10 protein-coding genes are annotated in these 14,058 nt (G+C 62.7%); 5 read left to right on the top strand and 5 right to left on the bottom strand.

Annotated elements, in window-relative coordinates; all coding sequences use genetic code 11:
• Nucleotides 1-52 precede the first annotated feature (52 nt).
• Nucleotides 53-643 (top strand): GNAT family N-acetyltransferase, encoded by a 591-nt coding sequence (locus F3J43_RS08525; protein ID WP_166884712.1) that lies wholly within the window; start codon nucleotides 53-55, stop codon nucleotides 641-643.
• Nucleotides 644-796: 153 nt separating this feature from the next.
• On the opposite strand, the gene F3J43_RS08520 is transcribed toward F3J43_RS08525, so the two are convergent.
• From F3J43_RS08520 to F3J43_RS08505, 4 genes are all read right to left on the bottom strand, one after another.
• On the bottom strand, nucleotides 797-3,265 hold the full coding sequence (locus F3J43_RS08520) for an RHS repeat domain-containing protein (protein WP_166884709.1): 2,469 nt from the start codon (nucleotides 3,263-3,265) through the stop codon (nucleotides 797-799).
• Nucleotides 3,262-5,850, bottom strand: a complete 2,589-nt coding sequence (locus F3J43_RS08515) for an RHS repeat domain-containing protein (protein ID WP_166884707.1) — start codon at nucleotides 5,848-5,850, stop codon at nucleotides 3,262-3,264. The genes F3J43_RS08520 and F3J43_RS08515 overlap by 4 nt, the downstream gene beginning before the upstream one ends.
• A gap of 64 nt (nucleotides 5,851-5,914) precedes the next feature.
• Nucleotides 5,915-6,874: a hypothetical protein gene (locus F3J43_RS08510; protein WP_166884705.1), complete on the bottom strand. Its 960-nt coding sequence runs from the start codon at nucleotides 6,872-6,874 to the stop codon at nucleotides 5,915-5,917.
• Nucleotides 6,875-7,218: 344 nt separating this feature from the next.
• Nucleotides 7,219-8,742, bottom strand: coding sequence for a fumarate hydratase (locus F3J43_RS08505; protein WP_166884703.1), 1,524 nt, complete (start codon nucleotides 8,740-8,742; stop codon nucleotides 7,219-7,221).
• 293 nt (nucleotides 8,743-9,035) lie between these two features.
• On the opposite strand from F3J43_RS08505, the gene F3J43_RS08500 reads away from it, so the two are divergent.
• A complete protein-coding gene (locus tag F3J43_RS08500) occupies nucleotides 9,036-9,956 on the top strand; it encodes an iron-sulfur-binding ferredoxin reductase (protein ID WP_166884701.1) in 921 nt (306 codons plus the stop codon).
• A gap of 85 nt (nucleotides 9,957-10,041) precedes the next feature.
• Here F3J43_RS08500 and pyk read toward each other — a convergent pair whose 3' ends face one another.
• On the bottom strand, nucleotides 10,042-11,496 hold the full coding sequence (pyk, locus tag F3J43_RS08495; protein ID WP_166884699.1) for a pyruvate kinase: 1,455 nt from the start codon (nucleotides 11,494-11,496) through the stop codon (nucleotides 10,042-10,044).
• Nucleotides 11,497-11,677: 181 nt separating this feature from the next.
• On the opposite strand from pyk, the gene F3J43_RS08490 reads away from it, so the two are divergent.
• The 3 genes from F3J43_RS08490 to sbcB all read left to right on the top strand — a co-directional run bounded on the left by F3J43_RS08490 (nucleotide 11,678) and on the right by sbcB (nucleotide 14,040).
• The gene (locus F3J43_RS08490; RefSeq protein WP_166884697.1) at nucleotides 11,678-12,064 is read left to right on the top strand and encodes a tol-pal system YbgF family protein; all 387 of its coding nucleotides are present in this window, start codon (nucleotides 11,678-11,680) and stop codon (nucleotides 12,062-12,064) included.
• A 123-nt stretch (nucleotides 12,065-12,187) separates the two neighbouring features.
• The gene (locus F3J43_RS08485) at nucleotides 12,188-12,547 is read left to right on the top strand and encodes a PilZ domain-containing protein (RefSeq protein ID WP_166884694.1); all 360 of its coding nucleotides are present in this window, start codon (nucleotides 12,188-12,190) and stop codon (nucleotides 12,545-12,547) included.
• Nucleotides 12,548-12,609: 62 nt separating this feature from the next.
• Entirely contained in the window at nucleotides 12,610-14,040 is a 1,431-nt protein-coding gene (sbcB, locus tag F3J43_RS08480) for an exodeoxyribonuclease I (protein WP_166884692.1), read from the top strand.
• Nucleotides 14,041-14,058: the final 18 nt, after the last annotated feature.

The raw sequence follows: 14,058 nt of genomic DNA, 5'->3' as shown, positions 1-14,058 counted from the left end.
AGGCCCGGCTTGGCCGAGCGCGGATCCACTGCGACCAGACGACTGCCTCACCATGGAAATACGCCTGCTGCATGGCGCCGCCATCGCGCCTTACATCGATGACCTCGCGCGCTTGCGCCTGAGCGTGTTCCGCGAGTTCCCCTACCTGTACGACGGCTCGCTGGAGCAGGAAGCGGACCACCTTGCCAGCTACGCCGAGTCGGGTCGCAGCCTTGTGGTACTGGCACTGGACGGCGGCGAGGTGATCGGCGCGTCCGCAGGCCTGCCGCTGGTCGACGAGATGTCTGATTTCCAGCAACCGTTCCTTGCCCAGGGGCGGGATCCGGCATCAGTTTATTACTTTGGTGGATCGGTACTGTTGCCGGCGTATCGCGGTCAGGGACTGGGCGTGCGCTTCTTCATCGAGCGCGAATCCTATGCCCACAAGTTGGTAGAGTTCGAGGCTTGCGCCTTTTGTACCGTGGAGCGTCCAGCCGGGCACCCACAGCGACCAGTGGACTACAAGCCGCTGCTGGGGTTCTGGCGCAACCGTGGCTTCCTGCATGAGCCGTCGTTGCGCACGTCTTATCGTTGGCGTGATCGGGAGGAGCAGTCACCTTCGGACAAGATCATCTCGTTCTGGGTCAAGACGCTGCAGGTATGAGACCGGTAGTGTGCTGCCAGGATGTGGTGTCGCAGATGCAGCCAATGGTGGAGGCGAGGCTTTGGCTTGGCGTGGTGACACCGGAAGGCAAGGCCCCAGGCACATGCTCATCCGGCGTCAGTGGCCGCAGCTAAAAAGGTGCTGCGCCCTTGTTCAAGTTCCTCGGGGAAAATAGAACCGTCCTGTCGCGATCTCCCGCCCTTGGTAGTTTGGGCTGGAGAACGGGCCTTGATTCCCCAGCAGGCGACGCATGAAAGGAATTCTCTGCGTGGGCGCCGTAGTGTGGCTATTGGTCAGAAAGAGGCTTTGCACATTGCGCAGGTCGCCAACGCCAATCACGTTGTCATAGCCGTAAATCGGGCGTTGCAGATGGTTGGCCAGCTGCTGCGCCGCTCCGCTCCTCCCCCCTTCGCAGGCCAGCAGGAGCAGAGGCTCTCTCGTATCGATACCCTTGAGCCTCGGGGCGATTTCCTGAATGGCGACTCGCAGTGGGTCGACCATCTTCCCTTCAGCGTTCATCAGCAGGCCATCCGAGGAGCCGTGGGTCTCGAATGCCCTGTACTGGCCGAGGAACCGTTGGTGCCAGACCACATCGTGGCTGTACTGACCCGGCCCAAGCTTTCTTTCGTGAAGTGCCTGGCTTCCCCAAAACTGGCGAGTGGGTGTACTGGTCAGCGGTGACTGGATGGCGTTGCGCCGCCCCCCCTGGGCCACGCGGCTGGCCCGGCCTGGCATGCGCAAGCGTTGGCTCATTTGCCGTAATGTCCCTGCACCCATGCCAAGCATTGCGCTGGTCACCAGGCTCCCGGCGCCTGTACCGATGGATATCCATCCGAGGATGCTAGCGGCTTTCTCATCTTTGCCGCTGACGTGCATGGCCATGTCGGCCATCCCCGTCCCGAGTGAGACCATGTTCAAGGCGGCCGTGGCGACGGCCAGCGCACCGCTGGCCGTGAGGCTGCCGCTGGCCAGGAGGGCAGGCACGGCAGTGCCCATGCTGGCGACTGTGGCGATCAACCCGACGGCAACCCCAACGCCGGCCAGGACCCAGCTCTGCCAGCTGTGGCCGTCAGGGTCGGTGCGATTGATCGGGTCTCCCCCACAATACGCGTAGGGATTGATGCCGCCACGACCGAAAGGGCTTTCACTGTCAGGGGAGAGAAAGCACATCAGCAAGGGGTCGTAGGGGCGGTAGCCGGCCGGAATTATCCAGTCGGTCAGTGGTTCGCGCCGCTCGCCGCAGTAGCCGAAAGCATGTTGACCCTCTTGCTCGGGTTCTGTGCCATGGCTGCTGTAGCGGCGGCTGCGCAGGTCTTGACTGATCTCCAGGCGGACACTTCCCTGGCTATCGCAACCGAGCAGGGTGCCCTGGCGTACGCCACGGGTAACCTGGTTGACGGCAAAAAGCGTGGAGCCATCACCGACCAGTTCCATGCGTTGCCCCTCTCGTTGCTCGTGGGTCAGCTGCGCGCCACTGTGGAAGCTGCGGATGAGCTTGTCATCGACGATACGCTCGCACAACTGGCCACTGGGGTTGTAGTGGTAGTGGCAGGTGCTGCCTTGGTAGGTGACGTTGGTCAGTCGGTCGTGGCTGTTCCAGTCCATGCGACGACCGAGGCTGTCGCTGACCACACGGCCACAGGCGTCATAGGTCAGTTCGATCCTGGCCGGCCAGCTGGCATGGGTGTGGTTGATCGAGACGACCTGAGTGGGGTCGCTTTGCGCGTAGCGGAAGGTGGCGATGTCAGCACTGCCGTCAGTGAAGAGGCTGACAACTTCGCGCAGGCCATCGAATGCGTTGAAAGCAAAGCGCTGCTCGACGATGGCATTGCCGAACGGATCCTGCGGGGCCGCGTCGGCGTTGGCGGTGTAGTGCACCAGGCGCCCGCGCAGATCGTAGGCGAAATGCTCCTGCGCTTTCTTGCCAGGTTCTTCCCAGGTACGCGAGAGCACTTGATCGAGGTTGGAGTAAGTCTGCGTCTGGACAAAGGTGTGGCGCTGGCCAGTTTCGCTGACCGTGAAGGTGCAGCGGGTCTCACGGCCGAAGCTGTCGTAGTCCAGCTGCTTGCTCAGGGCCTTGCCACTGGCCTGGTCCTGGGTGGTGATGACCGAGGGGCGTGAAAAGGCATCGTAGATGAAGGTGGTGCAAACATCGCCGGCTTGCAGACGGCATACCCGGCCAAACGCATCATGCGTGCGCTGATGTTCCACTTCGGCACTGTCGGTGAAGCCAAGGAGCCGGCCGAGCAGAGAGTGGCGCCAGCGCGTGCTGTGAGTCTGGCCGTCGACCGTCCAGCTGTCGCGCGTCAGTTGGCCGGATGGGGAGAAGTGCCATTGTTGTTCATCACGCAGGCCAATGGCCCGGATGGGCCGGCACAGTTGGCTGTGGTAGGTCAGTCGTTCGCTGGATTTGCCATCGACCTGGGTGCAGAGCAGCGCATTGCCCAGTTGGGGTTCGTAGGTATACGCCATGCGCTTGCCGTCGGGCAGGGTGTTGGCGGTTGGGGGCAACTGACCCGGTTGGTAGTGATAGTGGGTGGTGCGGCCGGTCACGCAGACCGAGCGCTGGCGCCCCAGGCCGTCGAAGGTCTGGCGGCCCATTTCGATTGGCATGGCAGTCATGGCTGGTGCTCCTGTGCTGGGGTGACGCTGAGGGACTCGACATGCGCATCGTCGCTGTGGGCAGCGAATGTCCAGGACAGACGGGTGCCATCGGCCAGGGTCTGTTGGGTGACCCGCCCGTAGTGGTCATGCTCGGTGAAGGTGAGGATGGTGGGGCTGCCCACGGCCTCGATGCGTTCCTCGATGACCCTGCCCAGGCCGTCACGCACCTGCTTGTGGGTGCGGATCAGCTCGCCATCGGCTGTCAGGTGCTGCTGTTCGATGGGGTTGCCCGAGATATCGTGCACGACCACCAGCTTTGCGCCGGTCGCTGTACCCGCCGCTTGCCACTGCTCGCTGCGCAGGGTGACGGGATCGTTGTGCAAGTGGCTACTGATGCCTTCAGGGCTGGTGCTGAGGGCGGGTTGGCCCCAGTCGTCGTACGCGCTCGTGCTGGTCAAGGTGAGCTCGCAGTTGTCGTCCGTGCCGAGCCAGTCCCGCCGGGTTTGGCTGATCGGCCGGCCAAGGGCGTCGTAGACGGTGTGCAAGATTTCGCGGAAGGTGCCCGGGACATGATCGAGGTCCTCGCGCTCCTGTCTGACGACGCGGCCATCACCGTCGAGCCATTGGCGTTGCCGGCAGCCGGTGGAATCGGTCAGTTCGACCATGACCGGGTTGTCCTGTGGCTTGGCGCGGACTTCGCGAGCCACGGTGTCGTCCAGGTGGTAGCGAGCGGTCTGCTCTGTCTGGTAAGGAGTGCCCGCTGCATTGACGGTCCGCACGATACGGCCCAGGCCGTCGTGGTAGTAACGGCTGTAGCTGCCGGCACGGTCACGCATCCAGGTGGTCTGCCCGCTCAGAAGAGATTGGGCGAAGCTGTCGCTGGCACGATGCTCTTCGTCGTTCTCGAAGCCGGTGATCGTGGTTGTGCTGATCAACTCGTCGTTGCGGACTTCGTAGCGATAGCCGGTGGTGGTGAGCTTGCCGTTGAGTTCGGTGACGCTCTTGGCTTCACGACCGTAGGCGATGCCTGGGGTCCTGACGTAAGACTGGCGGGTTTCTTCCCGGACGCGGTCACTCTGTTCGTCGAGCAAGCGTTCACTGGCAACCAGAACATGCGCAGGCGCACCTTCGATCAGCGAAGGGAGCAACTCATAGGTAAAGACTGTACTCAGGGTTGGCGCATTGCCAGGGGCCTTTGCTGGACGGGTGATTTTTTTCTTGAGCCAGCGCACCATGCCCAGCGGATCCGGTGGGCAGCCTTCGTCACCCTCGGCAGGATAGTAGAGGTTGATTTCCTCGATGCCGCTCGGGTAGCTCACGTAGGTGATATTGCCGAAGTCGTCATAGCGGTAGGTCGTGGTTTCGGTACGGCTGGCGCCGCCTCGGGCGTGGTCGGTCCATGTGGTGGTGATCTGGTGAGGCAGTTGGCAACTGGCGGGTTGCTGTTCCCAGGCCAGCTCAGGGTCGACGCCATAGCGCGTGTTCTTGCAGGTCTCGCAGTTGCCCAGACGGCTCGTTTCGCTGACCAGCAGGTGAAAGCGGTCCCATACCCGTTCGATGCTGCCCAGGCCCTGGCCGCTGGCATCGGTGAGCGTTTCGAGGCATTGGTACTGATACTCGCGCTCGACCTGGTAAAGGTTGTCCCGTCCCGTCTGCCAGGAGAGGGCCTGCTGGCTGCCAAAACCCAGGTAATTGGTCGTGCCGAGCCATTGGTAGGCATGAATCCGTTCGTTACCAGGCGTGCCGCTGCCGTGGTTCCATGACAGAACTCGCGGCAAATAAGGGAACGGTGCATCGGCAGGCAGGTGGTGCCCGTGGCGACCGGTCGCCCAGGTGATGGTGTCATGCGCACCCAGCGGGCTGCGCACATCGCAGGGCAACAACAGTCGCGTGCCATCGACCAGAGGCTCTTCGTCGTAGTCGATGCTGATGGGGGAAGCGACATTGGGCAGGTGGATCTCGACAAGCCGGTCATTGCTCAGCACCAGGCGCAGCAGCGCCGCCTTGGCGGTTTGCGGATTGACGGTGAACTCTACTTCGTCCCCCAACTGCTCCACGCTCAGCAGCTCGCGCTGTTCATCGCGGATGCGCTGGAGAATGAAATGGCCGTGATTACCGTAGGGGGCCCAGTCGATGAACAGGCGATGGCCCTCGGTGGAATGCATTTCCTCGACCAGATAGCGACCACTGGTTTCCTGCTCACGCAGGATTTCGCGTGTTCCGGATTTCTTGTCAATCCGATAGTCGCCATCGGCTTGTGGGGTGACTCGCAGTGTCGCGAGCTTCTGGTCAATGAAGGTCTGCGGGGTCTCGGGCGCGAAGGTAGAGGCCTCCTGGTCGATGACGTACTGTTCGCCGGAGGCGAGCCTGAGAGTGTCCTGGTCGAGTTCGGACAGGCCCAGGCTCCAGCCCAGCCCGTAGCCTCTGTTGACGCGCGAGGCCAGCACACTGAAGGCCAGGGTGAGCGAAAGCGCGGGGCCGCTCAGTTGATTGGCGGGAGGAAGGGGTAGGGCGACCGCCAGGGTGAACTGGCCGGTACGGTTGTCCACGCCGGTTTTCATGAAGTCCAGGAAGTTACTGGCCTGGGTATGCAGGCTTGACATGGTGAGCGTCTCAGGAAAGCGAAGGGTCGAACGGAGCCGCGTTGCGGGGCTCCGACGCATTGGATCAGCCGTTGGCCTGGGTAAGGCGGAACTGGACGTGGCGACCTGACTCGGTGGCGACAAACTCGATACCGTAGGCGTTGCCATGCTTGTCCAGCACGGTCCAGCGGCTGGCGTGTTCGGCCCGATCACTGTAGTGGCGGCGATAGAACCGCTGGTGGTAGAGGCTCAGGGTCATGTGGTTGGGGCGGTTGGTAAAGAGCGGTTGCGCGCCGCCGGTGTAGCGTTCGAACGTTTCATTCACGCCGTAGGCGGTCACGTGGCAATACTGGCTGTAGTCGTTGGTACCGGTGAATGAAATCAGGACATGGTCCCAGTTGTGGCGCCAGTAGAAGGCTTCACCTGAGGGCGTGGCATGGGCGTGACTCTCGACGATCCTGTTCCGCGGGTCGCTGAAGCCGAAGTGGCCTACCTGGTACTCGAACTCATCGTCGTGAGTACCTTCGACGTTGTAGCTTTCGCTTTTTTTCTCCAGCTCGAGACTGAACATCGATGCATGCGGCTCAGGCGTGGCGATGGACTCGATCACTACCGATGACTGGAAGGGCGCGCGGTTGGTTTCGAAGTGGGTCTGCTCGTCCTTCCAGATGCCGGCATACAGCGTGCTCAGTGTGCCGCCCGCGTGGGTGGAACTGACGTAGAAGCGCCGGCGCAGGGTACGCGGGGATGACTGCATGAGAGCGCTTGGCATCGCACCGGAGGCGGCGTGGAAGGCAAATCGGCCGTCGCGCCGGTCGGTCACCTGCAGGTCGCCTTGCAAATCACGCGGGATGCCATCGTCGTCGATGACGATGAGCTGCAGGGTGGCGAGTTGTTCGGCGCTGATCTCCTGGCCTTTGCGTGGTTCGATGCTGATGGTGACTTCGACTTGCTGGCGACCATTGGCAAAGACGCGATTGGTGTTGGAGGTGATGGCGATTTCGAAGCGGCTTAGCCACTGATTAGCCTGTTGTGTGTAGTTCATGAGCAATGCCCGCTGTGGGAGAAGAGCCTCATTAAAGTGGGCACAGAGACGATGGCAGCGGTACATAGATCTCACCCGGGCGGGATTGAAGGTGAGCCGGGGTTTTGCGTTGTTGGCGCCAGCCCTTTCAAGGTGCTGATACATGGCGCTCGGCTTGGACTTGCCGGGGTCGCTTTGCGAGCCCTTCGCGACACAAGGCCGCTCCTACAGGAGACGGTGGGCTCTATGGGGTTGAAGCCGCCATTACCCATCAATCGAAAAGACCTTGAGAGTGCTGGTTGTCAGGGTGGACAGGCAAAAAAAAACCGCTCCAGAGGAGCGGTTTTTCGCGACCAGCGGTCTTGTTACTTCACTTCCACCGCCAGGCTTTCGGCGATCTTGCTCTGCCACAGCGCAGGGCCGGTGATGTGCACCGACTCGCCCTTGCTGTCCACCGCAACGGTGACCGGCATGTCTTTCACTTCGAACTCGTAGATCGCTTCCATGCCCAGCTCGGCGAAGGCCAGGACCTTCGACTTGCGGATGGCCTGGGCCACCAGGTAGGCGGCGCCGCCGACGGCCATCAGGTACACGGCCTTGTTGTCCTTGATCGCCTCGATGGCGGTCGGACCACGCTCGGACTTGCCGATCATGCCCAGCAGGCCGGTCTGCTCGAGGATCTGGCGGGTGAACTTGTCCATGCGGGTGGCGGTGGTCGGGCCGGCAGGGCCTACCACTTCGTCACCGACCGGATCGACCGGGCCGACGTAATAGATGAAGCGGCCTTTCAGGTCGACCGGCAGTTCTTCACCGCGGTTGAGCATCTCGACCATGCGCTTGTGCGCGGCGTCACGGCCGGTGAGCATCTTGCCGTTGAGCAGGATGGTCTCGCCCGGTTTCCAGCTGGCGACTTCTTCCGGGGTGATGTCGTCCAGGTTCACGCGGCGCGCGCTCGGGCCGGCTTCCCAGACGATTTCCGGGTAGGCGTCCAGCGACGGGGCTTCCAGCTCGGCAGGACCGGAACCGTCGAGCACGAAGTGGGCGTGACGGGTGGCGGCGCAGTTGGGAATCATGCACACCGGCAGCGAGGCGGCGTGGGTCGGGTAGTCCATGATCTTGACGTCGAGCACGGTGGTCAGGCCGCCCAGGCCCTGGGCGCCGATGCCCAGTTGGTTGACCTTGTCGAACAGCTCCAGGCGGATCTCTTCGATGCGGTTCTGCGGGCCACGAGCCTTGAGCTCATGGATGTCGATGGACTCCATCAACACTTCCTTGGCCATTACCGCGGCCTTTTCGGCGGTGCCGCCGATGCCGATGCCGAGCATGCCTGGTGGGCACCAGCCGGCGCCCATGGTCGGCACGGTCTTCAGGACCCAGTCGACGATCGAGTCGGACGGGTTGAGCATGGCCATCTTCGACTTGTTCTCCGAGCCGCCGCCCTTGGCCGCGACATCCACCTCGACCTTGTCGCCGGGCACGATGGAGTAGTGGATCACTGCCGGAGTGTTGTCCTTGGTGTTCTTGCGGGCACCGGCCGGGTCGGCCAGGATCGAGGCGCGCAGGACGTTCTCGGGCAGGTTGTAGGCGCGACGCACACCTTCGTTGATCATGTCGTCGACGCTCAGGGTGGCGCCGTCCCAGCGCACGTCCATGCCGACGCGGACGAACACGGTGACGATCCCGGTGTCCTGGCAGATCGGGCGGTGGCCGGTGGCGCACATGCGCGAGTTGATCAGGATCTGGGCGATCGAGTCACGCGCGGCAGGCGACTCTTCACGCAGGTAGGCTTCGTGCATCGCCTGGATGAAGTCGACGGGGTGGTAGTACGAGATGAATTGCAGGGCGTCGGCGACGCTCTGAATCAGGTCGTCTTGCTTGATCACGGTCATGCAGCGCGCTCCTCTTAAAGACGGGAACATTCGTAAAGGCATTCCGACAGTGCACACCTGTATGTCAGGAACGCCTGGCAAGGCGCCGGCTGGTCGGGCCGGCACAAAAAGGCGCGGCAGTATACCGCGCCTCTCGGTGTGAAACACCTGCACATGGTCTGGACCATGGTCGGCACGAGGCAGGCATCGTTCTTGCTGCTGGCGTAGGATGTCATCGTGCCCGTTCCCTGCAGACGCCGGCCTTGCCGGCGAACAGCCACGACACTGCCCCCAACCTGACGAGATACCCGACGATGCCCGAACTTTGCGTGGGCGAGCGCCAATGGACCGTGCCAAGCGACAGCAACCTGCTGGATGCCCTCAACGAGGCCGGCTTGAATGTGCCCTACAGCTGCCGGGCTGGCAGTTGTCACGCCTGCCTGGTGCGCTGCCTGGATGGCCTGCCCCTTGATGCGAAACCCGAGGCGCTGGAAGCGGGCAAGCGCGAGCAGGGTTGGCGTCTGGCATGCCAGTGCGCGATTTCCGGCGACTTGCGCGTGGCGCTGTTCGACCCACGACAGGACGGCGTACCGGCGAAGGTCAGCGAACTGGACTGGTTCGCCGACGTGCTGCGCCTGCGCCTGCTGCCTGAACGGCCATTGCGCTACCAGGCCGGACAACACCTGGTGCTGTGGAACGGCGAGATCGCGCGTCCGTATTCACTGGCGAGCCTGCCGGATGAGGACGTCTTCCTGGAGTTCCACATCGACTGTCGCCGTACCGGTGCTTTCTGCGACAGGGCCAGGCAATTGAAGGTGGGCGATGAGCTGAGGTTGGGCGAGTTGCGTGGTGGCGCATTGCATTACGACCCTGACTGGCAGGCGCGGCCATTGTGGCTGCTGGCGGCGGGCACCGGGTTGGCGCCGTTGTGGGGGATCCTGCGCGAGGCGCTGCGCCAGGGCCACCAGGGGGAGATCAAGGTGCTGCATGTGGCCCATGCCCCTGTCGGGCATTACCTGGGCGAGGCGTTGCAATCGTTGCCGGGGGTGACGGTGGAACTGGTGCTGGTCGACCAGCTGGAGGATGCGCTGAGTGGATTACGCCCGTCTGCGCGGCAGACGATGGTGCTGCTGTGCGGGGCGCCGGCGACGGTCGAGCGCCTTGCCCGGCGTTTGTTCATCGCCGGGGTGCCGCGCAACCAGGTCTTGGCCGATGTGTTCAGCGAACATGCCTGAGGCCTGAAACGCATCGCGGGGCAAGCCCGCTCCCACGTCGGTTGCGTGGGAGCGGGCTTGCCCCGCGATGACGACGGACGAAGAATCAGCCGACCAGCGGATCACCCACGTGCAGGATCTTCATGCCGTTGGTGCCACCGATGGTGTGGTAGCTGTCGCCCTTGGTCAGGATCACCCAGTCGCCCTGTTCCACCAGGCCACGCTTGAGCAACTCGTCCACGGCTGCCTGGCTGACCTTGTCGGCCGGCAGCGAGGCCGGGTCGAAGGCGATCGGGTAGACGCCGCGGAACATGTTGGCACGGGCCTGGGTGGCGCGGTGCGGCGACAGCGCGAAGATCGGCACGTGCGAACGCAGGCGCGACATGATCAGCGGGGTGTAGCCGCTCTCGGTCAGGGCAATGATCGCCTTCACCCCCGGGAAGTGGTTGGCGGTGTACATCGCCGCCAGGGCGATGCTTTCGTCGCAGCGCTCGAAGGTGGTATGCAGGCGGTGGCTGGACTTCTGGCTGGTCGGGTGCTTTTCGGCGCCCGAGCAGATACGGGCCATGGCCTGGACCGCCTCGATCGGATACGCACCGGCGGCACTCTCGGCCGACAGCATCACCGCGTCGGTGTTGTCGAGCACGGCGTTGGCCACGTCGGACACTTCGGCGCGGGTCGGCATCGGGTTCTGGATCATCGACTCCATCATCTGGGTCGCCACGATCACCGCCTTGTTGTTGCGGCGGGCGTGCTGGATGATCTTCTTCTGGATGGCGATCAGCTCGGCGTCGCCGATTTCCACGCCCAGGTCGCCACGGGCGACCATGACCGCGTCGGAGGCGAGGATCAGCTGGTCGAGGGTCTCGTCGTCGGCGACGGCTTCGGCGCGCTCGATCTTGGCCACCAGCCAGGCGCTGCCGCCGGCTTCGTCACGCAGCTTGCGGGCGTATTCCATGTCGCTGGCGTCACGCGGGAACGACACGGCCAGGTAGTCCAGGTCCATTTCCGCGGCCAGCTTGATGTCGGCCTTGTCTTTTTCGGTCAGGGCCGGCGCGGTCAGGCCGCCACCTTTGCGGTTGATGCCTTTGTGGTCCGACAGTGGGCCGCCGATGATCACCACGCAGTGCAGGGCATCCGCGGTGGCGGTCTCGACGCGCATGACCACGCGGCCATCGTCGAGCAGCAGTTCGTCACCGACGCCACAGTCCTTGACCAGGTCCGGGTAGTCGATGCCGACGATATCCTGGTTGCCTTGGGTCAGCGGGTGGGCGGTGGAGAAGGTGAACTTGTCACCGACTTTCAGTTCGATGCGCTTGTTGGCGAACTTGGCGATGCGGATCTTCGGACCCTGCAGGTCGCCCAGCAGCGCGACGTGTCGGCCGTTCTTGGCGGCGATGTCGCGGATCAGGCGGGCGCGGGCCTTGTGCTCGTCCGGGGTGCCGTGGGAGAAGTTCAGGCGTGCCACGTCCAGGCCGGCGAGGATCAGTTGTTCGATCACTTCCGGCGAGTTGCTGGCGGGGCCAAGGGTGGCGACGATTTTGGTACGGCGGATGGTCATGCACAGACTCCTATAGTGAAGCGCAGCGAGAGGCTACTCCTGAATCTCGCTGTAGTCATTGTTCCGTTGCACTACCTGTGGGTAAACCAAGGTAGCGTTTGAACGGCAAGGGTATGCTTGCAAAAGGCTGTGAAGATTTGCCGTGCAAGGCCGATACACTGCCCATCAAAGGAGATTTCCCATGCGCACCCTGATCGTTTTGACCATGGCGGCCAGTGTCGTCGGTTGCACCCGCTGGTCCATGGACCACCATCTGAACAATGCCTACCGCGCCTATGATCGCGGCGATTGCGCCCGTGTGATGCTGGAGCTGTCCCAGGTCGACCGCACCAGCCGTGCCCGGCCATTCATCCACCCCGAGGCGTCGTTGTTGCGTGGCCAGTGCCTGGAGCGCGAGAAGCTCTATGTCGATGCGGCGCAGACCTACCAGTACCTGATCCAGCAGTATCCGCGCAACGAGTATGCCTACCGTGCCCAGGCGCGCCTGCAGACCCTGGAGAAGCTCGGGCACCTGCGGGGCAGCGAGCCGGCGGTGGCCAATCCGGTGTCGACCACACCTTGGCGTTAATCCCAAGGTGTCGATGATTTCATGCTATCGGACAGGTGGGCTGGGCTAATCTGTTGACTGGATGTAACGTTGATCGCCAGTACCTTGTCTTCCTGGCACCGGGTACAGGACCGTATTGCGACCATGTTTATCGAACGCCATATCGAACGCCACCAGTTGCCTTGCGTACTCAAGGTCTTCAACCGTCTCACCGACCAACCAATCGGCTACCTGGGCAACGCCTCCGAAGACGGCCTGATGCTGATCAGTCAGTTGCCGCTGCTGGTGGGGCCGGAGTTCGAGCTGCAGTTGCGCGTGCCGCTGAGCGGTGGCGGCCTGCAGTTCATCAACCTCACCGCCAGTTGCCTGTGGTGCCGCGAAGACGAGACGCCGGGACACTTCGACGCAGGCTTCATGCTGCTGCAGACACCGTCCGAGTACGATGACTTCGTCCGTTCCCTGCGTGACTACTTCAGCTTCCGTCCGGTGAATGCCTCCGCCTGAGCGCTGGCCCCAGCCCGCTATCGCCCGCTAGACTCTGGTCGACCTTGTTACAGGAAGACCCCGTGAGCTCCAGCATCTTCTGGCACGACTACGAAACCACCGGCATCAATCCGCGCTGCGACCGCCCGTTGCAAATGGCCGGTGTGCGTACCGACCTCGATCTCAATGAAATCGAGGCTCCAATCAGCCTCTATTGCCGCCCGTCGGACGATATTCTGCCCCATCCGGCAGCCTGCCTGGTGACCGGTATCACGCCACAGCAGCTGACCAGTCAGGGCCTGGGCGAGGCCGAGTTCATGACCCGGGTGCATGAGCAACTGGCTCGCCCGGGGACGTGTGGCGTCGGCTACAACACCCTGCGCTTCGACGATGAAGTCACCCGCTACAGTCTCTATCGCAACTTCTTCGACCCCTATGCCCGCGAATGGCAAGGCGGTAACAGCCGCTGGGACCTGATCGACGTGGTGCGCACAGCCTATGCGCTGCGTCCCGAGGGCATCGTCTGGCCACAGCAGGATGGGCGTACCAGTCTGCGTCTCGAACTGCTCAGCAAGGCCAACGGCATCGACCATGGTCATGCCCACGAAGCGCTTTCCGACGTGCGGGCGACCATCGCCCTGGCGCGCTTGATTCGTGATCGGCAACCCAAGTTGTACGACTGGCTGTTCCAGTTGCGCAGCAAGCACAAAGTGATGGAGCAGGTTCGTCTGTTGCAGCCGCTGATACATGTCTCAGGACGTTTCTCGGCCGAACGTAACTATATTGGCGTGGTGTTGCCGTTGGCCTGGCACCCGCGCAACCGCAATGCGCTGATTGTCTGCGACCTTGGTCAGGACACTTCGCCGTTGATCGAGGAAAGTGCGCAAGCCCTGCGTCAGCGTTTGTACACGCGGCGTGAGGATATGGCCGATGGCGAACTACCGGTACCACTGAAGTTGGTCCACATCAATCGTTGTCCGGTACTGGCACCGTTATCGGTTATGCGTCCGGTCGATCAGCAACGGTTGGGCATCGATATCGCGGCACTGCAAGCCAGGGGTGAACAACTGGCCAATCAACAGGTGCACTGGCGTGACAAGCTGGAGGTTATCTTTGCCGAGGAAGGCTTCGCTGCCAGTGAAGATCCGGAACAACAGTTGTATGACGGATTCATCGGCGATCGCGACAAGCGCTTGTGTGAACAAGTACGTCAGGTCGATCCTGCTCAATTGGGACACGGGCATTGGATGTTCGATGACCCGCGCTTGCCGGAGCTATTGTTCAGATACCGGGCGCGCAACTTTCACGAAACGCTCGATGCCCAGGAGCAAGCACGCTGGCATGCCTTCTGCCGGCAGCGCCTGAGTGATCCGAGCCTGGGCGCACCGAATACCCTTGGCGACTTCGAGCAGGCGTTGCAGAGCAGTTTGGCAGGGACCGATGAGGCGGGGCGCAGGGTGCTGGACGCCTGGCAGAAGCATGTCGCCCAACTTCGGATACAATTCCAGTTGTGACGATCCTGGACAAACAAA

It is taken from the genome of Pantoea sp. Cy-639, assembly GCF_011752525.1.
Classification (GTDB): Bacteria; Pseudomonadota; Gammaproteobacteria; order Pseudomonadales; family Pseudomonadaceae; genus Aquipseudomonas.
Note: the sequence above shows the minus strand (reverse complement) of the source record. Positions and strands in the feature narration are given on the sequence as shown.